Source organism: Streptomyces viridochromogenes (assembly GCF_001270495.1).
Taxonomy (GTDB): Bacteria; Actinomycetota; Actinomycetes; order Streptomycetales; family Streptomycetaceae; genus Streptomyces; species Streptomyces viridochromogenes_A.
Genome location: NZ_LGUR01000243.1, coordinates 1 through 14,526, shown reverse-complemented (window position 1 = coordinate 14,526; position 14,526 = coordinate 1). Strand labels below are relative to the sequence as shown.

13 protein-coding genes and 7 pseudogenes are annotated in these 14,526 nt (G+C 69.0%); 14 read left to right on the top strand and 6 right to left on the bottom strand.

Features of this window, described 5'->3' with window-relative positions; all coding sequences use genetic code 11:
- Positions 1-47: 47 nt before the first annotated feature.
- Positions 48-851, top strand: coding sequence for a hypothetical protein (locus ADK36_RS38760; protein ID WP_234330043.1), 804 nt, complete (start codon positions 48-50; stop codon positions 849-851).
- Between the two features lie 89 nt (positions 852-940).
- A pseudogene (locus ADK36_RS48460) lies at positions 941-1,244 on the top strand (IS1380 family transposase); the annotation flags it as partial.
- A 378-nt stretch (positions 1,245-1,622) separates the two neighbouring features.
- Here ADK36_RS48460 and ADK36_RS51690 read toward each other — a convergent pair.
- Positions 1,623-2,051: pseudogene (locus ADK36_RS51690) on the bottom strand (IS110 family transposase); the annotation flags it as partial.
- A 249-nt stretch (positions 2,052-2,300) separates the two neighbouring features.
- On the opposite strand from ADK36_RS51690, the gene ADK36_RS38745 reads away from it, so the two are divergent.
- The 3 genes and pseudogenes from ADK36_RS38745 to ADK36_RS50775 form a co-directional block, all read left to right on the top strand.
- Positions 2,301-2,507, top strand: coding sequence for a hypothetical protein (locus ADK36_RS38745; protein ID WP_053200929.1), 207 nt, complete (start codon positions 2,301-2,303; stop codon positions 2,505-2,507).
- A gap of 17 nt (positions 2,508-2,524) precedes the next feature.
- On the top strand, positions 2,525-3,583 hold the full coding sequence (locus tag ADK36_RS38740) for a hypothetical protein (RefSeq protein ID WP_053200927.1): 1,059 nt from the start codon (positions 2,525-2,527) through the stop codon (positions 3,581-3,583).
- 57 nt (positions 3,584-3,640) lie between these two features.
- A pseudogene (locus tag ADK36_RS50775) lies at positions 3,641-3,808 on the top strand (Lsr2 dimerization domain-containing protein); the annotation flags it as partial.
- 21 nt (positions 3,809-3,829) lie between these two features.
- On the opposite strand, the pseudogene ADK36_RS50770 reads toward ADK36_RS50775, so the two are convergent.
- Positions 3,830-4,197 (bottom strand): annotated as a pseudogene (locus ADK36_RS50770) (helix-turn-helix domain-containing protein); the annotation flags it as partial.
- A 233-nt stretch (positions 4,198-4,430) separates the two neighbouring features.
- On the opposite strand from ADK36_RS50770, the gene ADK36_RS38730 reads away from it, so the two are divergent.
- The 4 genes and pseudogenes from ADK36_RS38730 to ADK36_RS48450 form a co-directional block, all read left to right on the top strand.
- Entirely contained in the window at positions 4,431-5,408 is a 978-nt protein-coding gene (locus tag ADK36_RS38730) for a ribosome-inactivating family protein (protein ID WP_048581156.1), read from the top strand.
- Between the two features lie 124 nt (positions 5,409-5,532).
- A pseudogene (locus ADK36_RS51095) lies at positions 5,533-5,664 on the top strand (Lsr2 family DNA-binding protein); the annotation flags it as partial.
- Positions 5,648-6,369 (top strand): annotated as a pseudogene (locus ADK36_RS38725) (transposase); the annotation flags it as partial. The pseudogenes ADK36_RS51095 and ADK36_RS38725, both read left to right, overlap by 17 nt.
- 636 nt (positions 6,370-7,005) lie before the next feature.
- Positions 7,006-7,122: pseudogene (locus tag ADK36_RS48450) on the top strand (IS5/IS1182 family transposase); the annotation flags it as partial.
- On the opposite strand, the gene ADK36_RS38720 reads toward ADK36_RS48450, so the two are convergent.
- Both ADK36_RS38720 and ADK36_RS38715 read right to left on the bottom strand, forming a co-directional pair.
- Positions 7,114-7,542 (bottom strand): DUF5959 family protein, encoded by a 429-nt coding sequence (locus ADK36_RS38720; protein ID WP_048581155.1) that lies wholly within the window; start codon positions 7,540-7,542, stop codon positions 7,114-7,116. The pseudogene ADK36_RS48450 and the gene ADK36_RS38720 sit on opposite strands and share 9 nt — an antisense overlap.
- A 316-nt stretch (positions 7,543-7,858) precedes the next feature.
- Complete coding sequence (locus ADK36_RS38715) at positions 7,859-8,257, bottom strand: ACT domain-containing protein (RefSeq protein WP_048581191.1); 399 nt, start codon at positions 8,255-8,257, stop codon at positions 7,859-7,861.
- A 413-nt stretch (positions 8,258-8,670) separates the two neighbouring features.
- Between ADK36_RS38715 and argC the strand changes: the two genes are divergently transcribed.
- The 5 genes from argC to ADK36_RS38690 are packed head-to-tail and all read left to right on the top strand — an operon-like array spanning position 8,671 to position 13,507.
- Positions 8,671-9,699, top strand: coding sequence for an N-acetyl-gamma-glutamyl-phosphate reductase (argC, locus tag ADK36_RS38710; RefSeq protein WP_053200925.1), 1,029 nt, complete (start codon positions 8,671-8,673; stop codon positions 9,697-9,699).
- The gene (argJ, locus tag ADK36_RS38705; RefSeq protein WP_048581153.1) at positions 9,696-10,847 is read left to right on the top strand and encodes a bifunctional glutamate N-acetyltransferase/amino-acid acetyltransferase ArgJ; all 1,152 of its coding nucleotides are present in this window, start codon (positions 9,696-9,698) and stop codon (positions 10,845-10,847) included. The genes argC and argJ overlap by 4 nt, the downstream gene beginning before the upstream one ends.
- Positions 10,844-11,758 (top strand): acetylglutamate kinase, encoded by a 915-nt coding sequence (argB, locus tag ADK36_RS38700; protein WP_030050404.1) that lies wholly within the window; start codon positions 10,844-10,846, stop codon positions 11,756-11,758. Before argJ ends, argB begins: the two co-directional genes overlap by 4 nt.
- Positions 11,755-12,942: an acetylornithine transaminase gene (locus ADK36_RS38695; protein ID WP_053200923.1), complete on the top strand. Its 1,188-nt coding sequence runs from the start codon at positions 11,755-11,757 to the stop codon at positions 12,940-12,942. The genes argB and ADK36_RS38695 overlap by 4 nt, the downstream gene beginning before the upstream one ends.
- Positions 12,943-12,961: 19 nt before the next feature.
- Positions 12,962-13,507, top strand: a complete 546-nt coding sequence (locus tag ADK36_RS38690) for an arginine repressor (protein ID WP_048581150.1) — start codon at positions 12,962-12,964, stop codon at positions 13,505-13,507.
- 85 nt (positions 13,508-13,592) lie between these two features.
- Here ADK36_RS38690 and ADK36_RS38685 read toward each other — a convergent pair whose 3' ends face one another.
- Positions 13,593-14,333 (bottom strand): FAD:protein FMN transferase, encoded by a 741-nt coding sequence (locus ADK36_RS38685; protein WP_053200921.1) that lies wholly within the window; start codon positions 14,331-14,333, stop codon positions 13,593-13,595.
- Positions 14,334-14,388: 55 nt separating this feature from the next.
- The coding region (locus ADK36_RS38680; RefSeq protein WP_159391251.1) for an FMN-binding protein at positions 14,389-14,526 on the bottom strand (138 nt) is incomplete at its 5' end.

Here is a 14,526-nt window from a genome sequence, read left to right as displayed (position 1 = left end):
AGGACGAGCCGTGGCCGACGTGCACACGGTCGCACGAGGTATACGAGGTGGTGGAGCTGGACGCGGTGCGCGCCTGGCATCACATTGCGGTCGCCCGGTGGTCACGGCCGGACGATGAACCGCCCACGCCCGAGGAACAGTCGATCTTCGAACGAAGGACACCGAAGGAGACCGACAGCCCCTATACAGATCCGGTGCCGCTGCTGCCCGTGGCTCAGCTCTATGTCCGGGACGTCCCCGGCCTGCCTGTCCCGGACGGCATGGACCTGCTGCAGATCCTGTGGTGCCCGTTCATGGACCACGACGACGACATCCCGGCCATCCACGTGCGCTGGCGCCGTGCCGACCAGGTCACCGCACTTCTTTCGCCCCCACCGGAGCCGCCTGTCATCGAACTGGACGACTACTGGCCCGCACCCTGTGTCCTGCATCCGGAACAGGTGACCGAGTACCCGGCGCCCACCCAGCTGCCTGCTGCGGTGAGAGCACGCGTGGACGCGTGGCAGGAGGAAACCGGCCATCACTACACCGAGTTCGCGGTGGCTCCGGGCTGGAAGACCGGCGGCTGGGGTGTCGTCTCATCGGACTTTGCCGATGCCGCCGACCCGCCACGATGCGGATGCGGCACGGTGACCGAGGCCCTGTTCACCGTTGGCCTCAGTGAATGGAACGAGGACAACGAAGGCGGTTGGCGCCCACTGGAGGATGCCGACGCCGATGACCGGAAAGGTTACCCACCGGTGGGCGACCCGACCATGATCAATCTGGGCGGCGAAGAATTGCAGATCTACCACTGCCCAGAGTCCTATGAGCACCCGCCGGTTACCGTTCGGGTGTACCGAACGCTGTAGTGCGTTGCAGCAAAGGGAGTTCCTGTTCGATGAGCAGGGCCTACTTCGTGTGCGGGCCATGATCGTAGAAAGGGCCGCCGGTGCCCGCCCCCGGCCGGATCGCAGTGGACTTGGCGGTGATGCTGGCCGACGGCGGGGAGGCGATCGCCGACCTGGCCCTGCTGCGGGATCAGGCCGAGGTGTTCGGCCCGGTCGCGTCCAGTGCCACCGCGTGGCGACTGCTGGCGGGCATCGATCCGGCCGCACTCGGTGCTCTGCGCACAGCCCGTGCCACCGACCGCCCGCGAGGTCGCCTGGCTGCAAGCCGAGGAGAGGCGGGAGGCAATACCGGCCTCCCGTGCAGGCGGACGCGAACTGCCAGGTCTGGTCCTGGGCATCGACGCCACCCCGGTCACCTGGGTGGTCGGTCACCAGCTGCCCGATCTCGGTTTCCAGCGTGCTCAGTCGGGTTTTGCCGGCCAGCAGTTCGTCGGCGAGTTCGCGGATGAGGCGGGCGGTGCGCCGTTCACCGGGCACGACGGCATGCTGGGCCTGCGCTGAGGTGTGTGCCGCGTCTGCCAGGGATTGGGCGATGGCCGTCCTGACGCCGCGTTTGCGCAGGTAGTCCGTGATGCGGGTGACGCCGGCGCGGCGGATCTCTGCCGGAGTGACGTAGTGGCCCAGGAGGATGAGGCCCGACTTGTTCGTCGCGTCGACGGCTTTCTCCAGGCCGGGGTGGATGCCGGTGAGCAGGTCGCGCAGCCGCGCGGTGCGGGCGGTGGCCTCCTTGACCAGCGTGGTGCGGTGGCCGACCAGGAGCCGCAGTTCCACGGTGGCTTCCTCGGGCAGCTCGACGGTGCGCAGGTCCTCGCGGAGCATGACCTGTTCGGCGATGACTTTGGCGTCGCGCGGGTCGGACTTGTTCTCTCCGCCGCGGGTGGCGCGGCGGGCGCGGTTGACCGCCAAGCCGGGCACGTGCACGACGCGGAAGCCTTCGGCCAGCAGCATCGCGGTCAGCAGGGCTGCTATGCCGCCGAGGATGTCCAGCCCGATGGTGACGGGGCCGTGGTCGGCCTCGATGGTGTGCAGTTCGCCGATGGCCTGGTCGATGGCGGCCGGGTCGTTGTCGGCCCGGCGGCTGAGCAGCGGCCGTCCCCGGTCGTCGGCGACCGCGAGCCAGTGGAAGTCCTTGGCGATGTCGAAGCCTGCGGTGGTGGTCACGGTCCCCTCCTCGTGCGGTGTGTGACGCGACTCCTTCCGCCTGTCCTCGCCCTACCAAGCGATCGTTCGCAGTGCCTAATCAGCAGTCCGGAAGAAGTGGCAGGGCAGGGGACCAGCGGCCTGAGCCATCGAGGGCAGCCAGCATGAAAGCCATCCCTGCCCCACCCGCGCAGTCCCAGAGTCGCGAACTCTCGGGACGCACTCAAGAAGGTAGGGCCGCATGAGCTGCGCAGGCTGGCGGCGTACAAGGTGCTCGCCTCGTACGACAACAACCAGGCCGGGCGGCTCGCTGCTGCTGGGGGCGACGAGGCCGCGTTGGAGCGGCGTGAGCTGGTTGATACGGCGCTGGGTTACCTGCTCGGGTCGGACCAGCAGATTGCAGTGGCCGGTGCCGAGCACGCGGATGAGGAGTCGCCGGAGCCGGGTGCGACGGAGGATATGAGCTGGGCCCGATAGCGGAGGACGGCAGTGCGGTGCGGCACTACCCGTGGGAGCCGGGCCGCGGGTCGAACGTGACCTGCTACCTGACGGACGCCGAGTGGCTGCTGGAAGACCTCAAGCGCGGGCAGACGCTGGACCGGCTGCCAATGGACAAGGCGGCGTTCCGGGTACGGCCGGACGGTACCGAGCTGAACCGGCTGGATCTGGTGATCGACTTCGTTCCGGTCATCCACCTCACGAACACCATCCCGGACGCCGGGGAGCACTGGGGGCGGTCCGTGCTCGCTCGGGTGCTCCAGGGCCTGGATGAGCTGGCCGCGACGGACTCGGACAGCTCGGCCGCAAGCGCGACGACGGGCACGCCGATCATCGGGTTGGCGGGGGCACGGCTGCCGGTGGACCGGTTGGGCAGGCCGGAGAAGCTGAAGGTGGAGGCCGGCGCGGTGTGGCAGCTCGGCGAGTCGGGCCGCATGGACGCATTGGACACGTCACCGCAGCTGGCGGAGCTGCGGGCCCGGGTCGAGCACTTGTTGGACCGGATCGCGGCGAACTCGCGGATCACGGCGGCCGGGCTGGGCACGCTGGACGCCGCGGAGGTGCCGTCGGGGTACGCATTCAAGTTGGCGCTGGCGCCGCTCGATGCACTGGTGGGCATGATGAGGCTGGCCCGTGAGCACAAGTACCGACTACTGCTGAAGTTCGTGCAGCGGCTCTACCAGGCCGGTCGCGCGGAGGGCGGGGCGGCCGGGGAGTCCTTCTCGGCCCGGCTGGCGTGGGCGCCGCACCACCGACGGACCGGGCCGCAGTGCTGGACGAGGTCGTCACGGCGTACGGGGCGGGCGTGCTCTCGCTGGACACGGCCGTGCAGATGCTGCTGGACGCGGGCTACCCGATCGACGACGCCTCCCAGGAGGTCGCGCGGATCCGTGCTCGGGCCGAAGAGGACGCTGCGGCTCGTATCGCGGAGGCAGCGGCCGCACGTGATGGCCGTAGGTCTCAGGGGCAGGATGATCTGGTGGGTAGTCCGTCGCAGGGGAATCGAAACATTCTCACCGACGGTTGAGTGTTCTCTTCTCCGGCTGCGATGGTGACCAGGCCAGAACGATCTTCTGTGCACGGTGCCGGGAGCGGATGGGGAGCATCCGCCCATGGTTCAGAAGATTGTCACCGTTTACTCGGACGACCTCACCGGTGCGGAATCGGACGAGGTCAGCACACACAGGTTTGCTCTGAATGGCGTGAACTACGAAATCGACCTCACCCCAGAAAGTTACGACAAGCTGGATGCGGCGCTCCGGCCGTTCATCGACAAGGGGCGGAAGGTAGGACGGCTGAAGGAGACGGGGCGGACGCGTGAACAGCCCTTGGTCGGCCGGCTCGAACCGGGCGAGGCCCCGGTACGGCGGCGGCGCGTCCGCGTCGTCCTCGCTGATCTCGCCCGCAGCCTCCGCCTCCGCCTGCTTCCAGTCGGCTCCCATTCGTCCGGGTCGCCCGCGCAGGCGCGTACGTATCCCCGCAGGACGGCGAGGGACGGCAGCCGTTCGCCGGCCGCGGCCTGGGACAGCGTCGTGGCCGAGAAGCCGGCCGTCTCGGCCATGGCCCGGTAGGACGGGCCGCCGGCGCCCTTGCGCAGCTCCCGCAGCTCATGGGCGAGCCGCTGGACGGGACCCGCCGACGGGTCCACCGGTCTTTCGGGACGCCCCATGCGCTCGTACCTCCGTACACCTGGCGAAAGCGACATCAGGAGCGATGACCATACGGGTCGCCCAGTGAAGCCCAGATTGAGCTCAGGTGAATGAAAGGCGACGGCGGACGATCGATCGCTTGCCAGGTCGATTGATTGACCTGACAAAAGGGACGTGCCAATCAACATTCCGGTTGCGAGCCTCGGTGGGGCAAGGCCGGATCCCGGCACTCCGTACACCTGGAGAACAGTGCATGTCCCTCACACACGTCACCCCGGCGCCCGGACAGCGGCGGCGCCGCGCCCGGAAGATCACCGTCCGTTCGATCGTCACCACGGTCGCGCTGTCGGTCTCCGCCACCCTCCTCGGCCCGCTCGGCGCGCTGTCGAGCGCGAGCGCGGCCGACGGCAACCCCACCTGGAAGGTCGGGGACAAGGCGAGCTACGCGAAGTTCATCAACGCCATCCGCCGGGCGGTGAGCAACGATGACGGCGACCCGGTTCCGGGAACCGGCTACCGGGTGAACCACACCTCCAGCAGCAACAACCAGTACATCGCGGTCGATGTCGAGGAGCAGCACAGCGACCGGTACGTGCGCCTGCGCCTCCAGGCCTCGAACCTGTACCTCGTCGGCTGGTGGTCCGGTGACCGCGACCACGAGCAGTACCACTACGTGGACCCCAACCAGCAGATGCCGCCGTCCTCCGGCGCCAGTGACAGGCGGCCGGTCAGGGCGACGTTCGGGGAGAACTACGGCGACATCGAGCAGGAAGCCGGCGGCAGCAGCAGCAACCGCACCGGCATCGACTACAACCAGGGCACCTTCAACGGCGCCGTGAACACGCTGCGGAAGGCCACGGGCACCGCGAAGGGGACGAGGGAGAGCCGTAACCAGGCCCGCGCGTTCCTGGTGATGACCCAGGCCGTCTCCGAGGCCGCCCGCTTCCGGCCCATCGCTGCACAGATGGCCACGACCAACGTGGACCACGTCCACGCACAGCTCCCCGGCCACTACGTGTCGATGGAGAATCGGTGGGAGGAGTTCAGCAAGCGGTTCAACCAGCTCGTGATCGAGGAGCGCGACGACACGCCCGAGAACGCGCTGACGCAGTACATCTACCGCAAGAGCGACGACACGGGCCAGTGGGGCTGGGACCTGGTGGTGTTCATCACCAGGGCGATGTACGCGAAGTACCTGCTGCAGACCTCGCTGCAGTGGAAGACGCAGTGACGGGCGCCTGAAGGGCTGACACGCGGCCGCTGACGGGACTCACCTCCGTCGGCGGCCGCTGCGCGAGCGGCGAACGCGACATGTACGGCGAATGACGCGCGAGGTCCGGCCGATGACCCCCGCGAGAACTAAGGCGGCCACGGGCGGTCCGAGTGCGGAAGAGGTTCGTGCGTGGGCTCGCGAGAACGACTATGAGGTGAACGATCGCGGTCGAGTCCCCAAGGGCATCCGAGACGCCCGAGAAGGAGCACGCGGCACCGACCTACAAACACGGCTTCGGCTACCACCCCCTGCTGTGCTTCCTCGACAACACCGGCGAGGCCCTGGCCGGCCTGCTGCGGCCCGGCAACGCCGCGGCCAACACCGCCGAGGACCACATCACCGTGCTGGACGCCGCGCTCGCCCAGCTCCCCGACGCCCACCGCCACGGCACCAACATCCTCATTCGTGCGGACAGCGCCGGCTCCGCCAAAGCGTTCCTGGCCCACATCCGCGGGCTACGCTCGCGCGGGATCCACACATCCTTCTCCGTGGGATGGTCCATCACCGAACCGGTCCGCCGAGCGATACGCCAGCTGCCCGACCAGGTCTGGCACCCTGCCCTCGAACAGGACGGCACCCTGCGGCAAGGCGCCGAAGTTGCCGAGCTCACTGGCCTGGTCGACCTGCCGGGCCTGCCCGAGGACACTCGGATCATCGTCCGCCGCGAGCGCCCGCATCCCGGCGCCCAGCTGTCCCTGACCGCCCTCGACCTGGTCGCCTGGACTCGCCTCCTGCTGCTGGAGGGCGAACTCGCCGCCGCCGAGCCGAAGAGCTCCGCTACCGGCTGCTACACGCAGCTGCCCGCATCACCCGCAGCGGACGCCGCATGGACCTGCGGATCGCCGCGACCTGGCCCTGGCGCAATGAGCTGACCAGCGCATTCGCCTGCCTAGCGGCGCTGCCACGGCCAGCCACCTGAACCTCGGCACCGTCTCTGCACGCCCACGACCCGAGGAACCCAGGAGAAACCGACCCGCGCGTCGGGCCTCGACCATGCCCACCCAGCAGCCAACGATCAGAAACCCCACTTCACAACCATCACTCCAGCTCAGCCACCCGAAGCGAAACGGGGAGGTTAGACAAACGCTGCGGCTGCGGCCTCTGTTGGGCCTTATCGCGTGCTCGGCGAGCGGCCACCAGGTTGTAGGACCGCAGTGCACGGCCGACCGGCTTCATCACTCGTAGCCGAGGTGATACTCCCAGCCTCCTCGGCCATCGCGGTGGCCCCATCAGGTGCTTGGTACGTCTGCTGGCGTTCAACCTGCCGCAGTAATCGCAGGCACCGGACACACTGGCGGTATGGCGGAAGCAGAGGCGTTTGACGCAAGCGTGCGGACGGAGATTTGGCATGGGTACTCACGTGATCATGCCTCTGCCGCCACGCTCTTCTCACGCAAATGCGAGGAATTGGAGAAGCGTCTGGAGACCCTCGGCGAGGAGCAGTTGCTCGAGCATCGCTCCTACGCTGCGGCTTCCATCCTCGCGTCGGTTGCGTTCGTGGAGGCGTCACTCAACGAGCTACTGGCGTCCACATCGGAGCCCAACGTTCGCTCACCTGCGCTGGTTCCGCCGACTGCGGATCCGCTGGGAGATACGCGACGACATCCACGAAGCCTTCCTCACCCTTGGATGCGCGCTCATCTGCTGGCGGAGGATTGTCTCCCTACGCTGACAGCAGCGGAACCCAGTGCTTCATCACCTGCTGCAGACGCTGTTGATGGTCAGCAATCCAGTCGTCCGGCGGCACGAGCGGCACCCGAACGGTGACCATGGACCCCGACTCGTCCTCCACGACCACCTCCGGACAGTCACGTTCGCCGGTGAGTTGGATGAAGATCGACGGCCCACTGCTCATCTCCATCCAGGCAACGTCCTCGCCGGCATCGAGCCTGTTCAGCGCATCCGCCCAGCTCTCCAGTCGCGAGGTGTACAGCGCCAAGTCAACACGGCCGGACACGAAAGGCGTCCTGACCACGATCTCGGCTTCCAGCCCGGCGGACCACCTGGGATCACGCCCCAGAACGTTGACGGTGACGCTGTTCCCCTCGTCATCAGCAAGAGAGATGAGCTCTCTCGGAACAATGTCGTCCACAGCTGCCCCTTCATTGGCGAGTACCGGGAGATCCTCGCCCTGGCAGGGGCACATCCGCCATCCCATTTTGTTAGGGGGTTCTAAGCCGCCCCGCCACCGGACAAGGTCCCAAGTGATCGGCCTGAACGACGTTCTTCATCGACTGGCAGGGGGTCGTCCCCGGGCAAGCGTTCGGCCAGGAGGGGAGCCGCGGCCCGCGCCGCTGTCCGCCGACCGGCCGCGTGCGGGTGGAGGGCCCCGCAGGCACCGGAACGCCTTGCACGGGCACAGGACACGGATGCGGCCGACGCCCTGCTCGGCACGCTGTCCCGTCGGCTCAGGCGGAGCTCCGTGCCAGGTCCTCCAGGACGGCCACCGCCCGGTGAGCGTGCTCGTACGGGACGAACAGGTGGTCGTGGTGGAACCCGGCGACAACGTTGCAGCTCAGGCCCGCGTCGGCGAGTTCCCGCGCGACCATGGCGGTCAGCCCAACCGCCTCAAGCGCGGAGTGGATGCGCAACGTGATCCAGCCAGCCACGTAGTCGTAGGCCAGCCCCGCCGCGTCCGCCTCTTCCCGCCGTACGACCAGGGTCAGGCCCTCGTCCTCGGCGACCGTGACGACCGGGGTGACGCCGGTGGGCACACCGTCCTTGACCGTGGTGAATACGTAGCGGTCCGCATTCAGCTGCGGACGCATGCCGCTCAGCAGTTTCCGCAGGTCAGTCTCGCCAGTCATGATCACCACACTACGCGCCATGCGTCACGACCAGCACTTTCGATACACGCCCCTGGAGGACCAACTGAGTTGATCGTTCCTGCGGTGAAACGTGCAGCTCACACGGGTGAGGGCGCGGTCGGTCCTGGTGAAAGTGGCAGTCCGCTCCCGCTACACCCAGTCTGTGATCAAGAACCTGCTGCGCGCCGTGCCCGTGCTCGCGACCAACTGCCCTCCTTGCGTGGAGTCAGGAACGCCGGCGGGCACGTTCCCGCGCTGGCGTTGCCGACCGGAGCCGTGCGGGTGCGGCGACGCGTGAGCGACAGCGGCCGGATCATGGTCACCAGCCAGCGCCTCCCGGACACGGGCATCCGACCTAGATTGCATAAACGTGCAGCGAAACGTATAGTCATGCCATCTAGGAGGAGGATTCCATGGCGGTACGTGCGGCAGTGGCCGGAGCGAGCGGATACGCGGGCGGGGAACTGCTGCGTCTGCTCCTGGCGCACCCCGAGGTCGAGATCGGGGCCCTGACCGGCCACTCGAACGCGGGGCAGAGACTCGGTGCGCTCCAGCCGCACCTGCTGCCCCTCGCCGACCGCGTGCTCCGGGAGACGACCCCCGAGGTCCTCGCCGGGCACGACGTCGTCTTCCTCGCCCTGCCCCACGGACAGTCCGCCGCCGTCGCCGAGCAGCTCGGCCCGGACGTGCTCGTCGTCGACATGGGGGCCGACTTCCGGCTGAAGGACGCGGCCGACTGGGAGACGTTCTACGGCTCCCCGCACGCCGGCACCTGGCCGTACGGCCTCCCCGAGCTGCCGGGTGGCCGCGCCGCGCTGGAGGGGTCCAAGCGCATCGCGGTACCCGGCTGCTACCCGACCGCCGTCTCGCTCGCCCTCTTCCCGGCCTACGCCGCCGGCCTCGCCGAGCCCGAGGCCGTGATCGTCGCCGCGTCCGGCACCTCCGGCGCGGGCAAGGCGCTCAAGCCCCATCTGCTGGGCAGCGAGGTCATGGGCTCCATGTCGCCGTACGGCGTCGGCGGCGGCCACCGGCACACGCCCGAGATGATCCAGAACCTCAGCGCGGCCGCGGGCGAGCGGATCTCGGTCTCCTTCACACCGACCCTGGCGCCCATGCCCCGCGGCATCCTCGCCACCTGCAGCGCGAACGCCCGTCCCGGCGTCACGGCGGACTCCGTCCGCGCCGCCTACGAGAAGGCCTTCGCCGACGAGCCCTTCGTCCGCCTCCTCCCGGAGGGGCAGTGGCCCGCCACGGGGTCCGTCTACGGTTCGAACGCCGTTCAGGTACAGGTCGCGTACGACGCCGCCGCGAACCGCATCATCGCGATCAGCGCCATCGACAACCTGACCAAGGGCACCGCGGGCGGTGCCGTCCAGAGCATGAACCTCGCCCTGGGTCTCGCCGAGACCACCGCACTGACGACGATCGGAGTTGCGCCGTGAGCGTGACGGCAGCAAAGGGATTCACGGCGGCGGGCATCGCCGCCGGAATCAAGGAGAACGGCAACCCGGACCTGGCCCTCGTGGTCAACACCGGGCCCCGCCGCGCCGCCGCCGGTGTCTTCACCTCCAACCGTGTGAAGGCCGCGCCGGTCCAGTGGTCCGAGCAGGTGCTGAAGAGCGGCCAGGTGTCGGCCGTCGTCCTCAACTCCGGGGGCGCCAACGCCTGTACGGGCCCCAAGGGCTTCCAGGACACCCACGCCACCGCCGAGAAGGTGGCCGAGGTACTCGGCCGCGGGGCCATCGAGGTGGCCGTCTGCTCCACCGGCCTCATCGGCGTCCTCCTCCCCATGGACAAGCTGCTCCCGGGCGTCGAAACCGCCGCCGCGCAGCTCTCCGAGCACGGCGGCGAGAAAGCCGCCATCGCCATCAAGACCACCGACACCGTGCACAAGACGTCCGTCGTGACGAAGGACGGCTGGACGGTCGGCGGGATGGCGAAGGGCGCCGGCATGCTCGCCCCCGGCCTCGCCACCATGCTGGTCGTCCTCACCACCGACGCCGCTCTCGACAGCGACGTACTGGACAAGGCGCTGCGCGCCGCCACCAAGGTCACCTTCGACCGCGTCGACTCCGACGGCTGCATGTCCACCAACGACACCGTGCTGCTGCTCGCCTCCGGTGCCTCCGAGGTCACCCCGGAGTACGCGGAGTTCGCCGAGGCGGTACGGACCGTCTGCGACGACCTCGGCCAGCAGCTCATCCGGGACGCCGAGGGCGCCAGCAAGGACATCAAGGTCGAGGTGGTCAACGCCGCGACCGAGGACGACGCCGTCGAGGTGGGCCGCTCCATCGCCCGCAACAACCTCCTCAAGTGCGCCATCCACGGTGAGGACCCCAACTGGGGCCGCGTCCTCTCGGCGATCGGCACGACGTCCGCCGCCTTCGAGCCCGACCGGCTCAACGTCGCCATCAACGGCGTCTGGGTCTGCAAGAACGGCGGCGTCGGCGAGGACCGCGAGAAGGTCGACATGCGCTACCGCGAGGTCCACATCGTCGCCGACCTCGCGGCCGGTGCCGAGACCGCCACCATCTGGACCAACGACCTCACCGCCGACTACGTCCACGAGAACAGCGCCTACTCCTCATGAGCAACTCACCCGCGCGCAAGCACACCGCGCTCCCCAAGGCCCAGATCCTCATCGAGGCGCTGCCCTGGCTGGTCCGGCACAACGGCAAGACCGTCGTCATCAAGTTCGGCGGCAACGCCATGATCGACGAGGAACTGAAGGCCGCCTTCGCCCAGGACGTCGTCTTCCTGCACCACGCCGGCCTCAAGCCGGTCGTCGTGCACGGCGGCGGCCCCCAGATCAGCGCCGCCCTGGACAAGCACGGCATCGTCAGCGAGTTCAAGGCGGGGCTGCGGGTCACCACCGAGGACGCCATGGACGTCGTACGGATGGTGCTGGCCGGGCAGGTCCAGCGCGAGCTGGTCGGCCTGCTCAACGAACACGGGCCGCTGGCCGTGGGGTTGACCGGCGAGGACGCGCACACCATCACCGCCACCAAGCACCAGCCCGAGATCGACGGCGAGCTGGTCGACATCGGCCGGGTCGGCGAGATCACCTCCATCGACACGGGCGCGATCGAGGCGCTGCTGGCCGACGGCCGTATCCCGGTCGTCTCGTCGATCGCCCGCAGCCAGGACGACGGACATGTCTACAACGTCAATGCTGATACGGCGGCTGCGGCACTCGCTGCTGCTCTGGGCGCCGAAACCCTCATGGTCCTCACGGACGTCGAGGGCCTCTACGAGGACTGGCCCAACAGCGACGAGGTGATCAGCCGCCTCACCGCCGCCCAACTGGAGAAGCTGCTGCCGGAGTTGAGCTCCGGCATGGTGCCGAAGATGGAGGGCTGCCTGCACGCCGTACGCAACGGCGTCACCACCGCCCGGGTCATCGACGGCCGGGTCCAGCACTCGATCCTGCTGGAGATCTTCACGGACGAAGGGATCGGCACGATGGTCGTGCCGGACGCACCTGAGGGGGATGCCGAATGACCGGGAACCAGGAGTACGCCCAGCGGTGGCAGGGCTCGCTCATGAACAACTACGGCACCCCCCGGCTCCCTCTCGTACGCGGTGAAGGCCTCAAGGTCTGGGACGCCGACGGCAAGCGGTACCTCGACTTCGTCGGCGGCATCGCGACGAACGCGCTGGGCCACGCCCACCCCGCGATCGTCGAGGCCGTGAGCACACAGATCGCGTCCCTCGGCCACATCTCCAACTTCTTCATGGCCGAGCCGACCGTCGCCCTCGCCGAGCGGCTCCTCCAGCTCTTCGGCCGGGACGGCAGGGTCTTCTTCTGCAACTCCGGCGCGGAGGCCAACGAGGCGGCCTTCAAGATCGGCCGGCTGACCGGCCGGACCCATGTCGTCGCCACCGAGGGCGGCTTCCACGGCCGCACGATGGGCGCCCTCGCGATGACCGGCCAGGCCGGCAAGCGGGAGCCGTTCCTGCCGCTGCCCGGTGACGTCACGCACGTGCCGTTCGGCGACGCGCAGGCGCTGGCCGCCGCGGTCACCGAGGAGACGGCCCTTGTGATCATCGAGCCGATCCAGGGCGAGCTCGGGGTCGTGATGCCGCCGGCCGGCTATCTGAAGGCGGCGCGGGCGATCACCGCCGCCAGCGGGGCGCTGCTCGTCCTCGACGAGGTGCAGACCGGCATCGGCCGGACCGGGCACTGGTTCGAGTACCAGGCCCACGAGGGCGTCCTGCCCGACGTCGTCACCCTCGCCAAGCAACTCGGCGGCGGACTGCCGCTGGGCGCGACCGTCGCCTTCGGGCGGGCCGCGGAACTCCTCCAGCCCGGCCACCACGGGACGACCTTCGGCGGCAACCCGGTCGCGTGCGCCGCGGGGCTGGCCGTACTGGCCACCATCGCGAACGACGGGTTGCTGGAGAACGTCAAGCGGCAGAGCGAGAAGTTGCGCGACGGGATCGAGGGGCTGGGCCACCCGCTGATCGACTATGTCCGGGGTGCCGGACTGCTCCTGGGTATCGTGCTCACCGAGCCGCACGCCGCCAAGGTGCAGCAGGCGGCTCAGGACGCCGGATTCCTGGTGAACGCGCCCGCCCCCGATGTCGTACGGCTCATGCCGCCCCTGAACCTCGGGGACGACGAAGCGGAGGCGCTTCTTCAGGCCCTTCCCGGCATCCTTGATCTGGCCAACGGGGACGGATGATCCGGGAAATGAGACGACGATGAGTCAGGCGCAGGACCACGAGCACAACGGGGCCGCCGGGCCTGCCGTGCCGCAGACCCGCACCGCGCGCCACCGCCGGATCGTGGACATCCTCAACCGGCAGCCCGTGCGGTCGCAGAGTCAGCTGGCGAAGCTGCTGTCCGACGACGGGCTGAGCGTCACGCAGGCGACGCTCTCCCGGGACCTGGACGAGCTCAACGCGGTGAAGATCCGCAACAACGACGGTGACCTGATCTACGCGGTGCCGAGCGAGGGCGGTTTTCGTACGCCTCGGGCGCCGCTGGGGGAGTCGGCGAAGGAGGAGCGCATGCGGCGGTTGTCGCAGGAGCTGCTCATCTCCGCGGAGGCTTCCGCGAACCTCGTGGTCCTGCGCACCCCTCCGGGGGCGGCGCAGTTCCTGGCCTCGGCCATCGACCAGGCCGAGTTGCAGGACATCCTGGGGACCATCGCCGGTGACGACACGTTGCTGTTGATCAGCCGGAACCCTACGGGGGGTCAGGCTCTGGCTGATCATTTGCTGCGGTTGGCTCAGAACGGGCACTAGTCGCCGTGGGTGTGGTTGTCGGTTGTCGGCTTCCGGTGGTTCGTGGCTGGTCGCGCAGGTCCCCGCGCCCCTGGGGACATCCAGCTCAGCCCAGTCGAGATGCCAGGCCTCCTGTGCATCTCACCTCATCCCCCGCCGTGATCAGCAGGGCCTCCACACCCTCCAGCGATTCCAGCCAGCGCAAGCCCTGTCTCGAACCCATCGCGAAAGCCGCTGTCGCCCAGCAGTCCGCCCAGGTCACCGACGGCGCCACCACCGTCACCGCCACAAGGTCCGTCACCGCCGATCGGCCCGTGCGGGGGTCGACGATGTGGGCGCCGCGTTCCGCCGTGCCGGATGTGGCCACCGCCAGTTCGGGCAGGCCGGCGGCGGAGATCACCGCAGCCAGGCCGCCCGGTCGGAGGGGGTCGGCTACCCCCACCCGCCAGGGGCGCTGTGCGCCCGGTACGCCCAGGAGCTGGACGTCGCCGCCACCGTTGAGGCTCACGCCGATCACGCCGGGGACCGTCGCCAGGGCACGTGCCGCGCGTTCGACGGACCACCCCTTGACGATGCCGGTCGGGTCGAGGCGGCCCTCGTACGACGTGCTGAACCAGCCCTCGCTGGTCCGCTCCGCCTCGGCGCCCATTTCGAGCACCTCGGCGACCTCCGGATCGCACTCCTCGACGGTCAGCTCGCCGCGCACCAGCCGGGAGATCTGGCTGTCGTCGCGGTAGGTGCTGAACACCTCGTCGGCCCGGTGCAGCCCGGCGACCGCCTCTTCCAGTGCCGACTGCACGGCACCGGGGTCCCCGCCGCGGACGTCGAAGGAGAAGACCGTCCCCATGACCTCCTCCGCATGACGTACCGCGGCGGGAGCTTCTGTCGGTTCCACCACCGCGTCAGCCACCGGCCTGGTCCACGGCCGACTGGAGTGATTCCTTGTATCCGGCGCTGGTGTAGGTCGCTCCGGAGACGGCGTCGATGTCGGCGGTGCCGGCGGCTATGGCGGCTTGGTTGAGTTTGGGTACGGCGTTGGC

Bases quoted from the DNA above. Each gene is read 5' to 3' on its own strand.
- ADK36_RS38730 (WP_048581156.1), top strand. From the start codon at position 4,431: ATGTCCCTCACACACGTCACCCCGGCGCCCGGACAGCGGCGGCGCCGC.
- ADK36_RS38715 (WP_048581191.1), bottom strand. From the start codon at position 8,257: ATGACTGGCGAGACTGACCTGCGGAAACTGCTGAGCGGCATGCGTCCG.
- argC (WP_053200925.1), top strand. From the start codon at position 8,671: ATGGCGGTACGTGCGGCAGTGGCCGGAGCGAGCGGATACGCGGGCGGG.
- argB (WP_030050404.1), top strand. From the start codon at position 10,844: ATGAGCAACTCACCCGCGCGCAAGCACACCGCGCTCCCCAAGGCCCAG.
- ADK36_RS38695 (WP_053200923.1), top strand. From the start codon at position 11,755: ATGACCGGGAACCAGGAGTACGCCCAGCGGTGGCAGGGCTCGCTCATG.
- ADK36_RS38690 (WP_048581150.1), top strand. From the start codon at position 12,962: ATGAGTCAGGCGCAGGACCACGAGCACAACGGGGCCGCCGGGCCTGCC.
- ADK36_RS38685 (WP_053200921.1), bottom strand. From the start codon at position 14,333: ATGGGGACGGTCTTCTCCTTCGACGTCCGCGGCGGGGACCCCGGTGCC.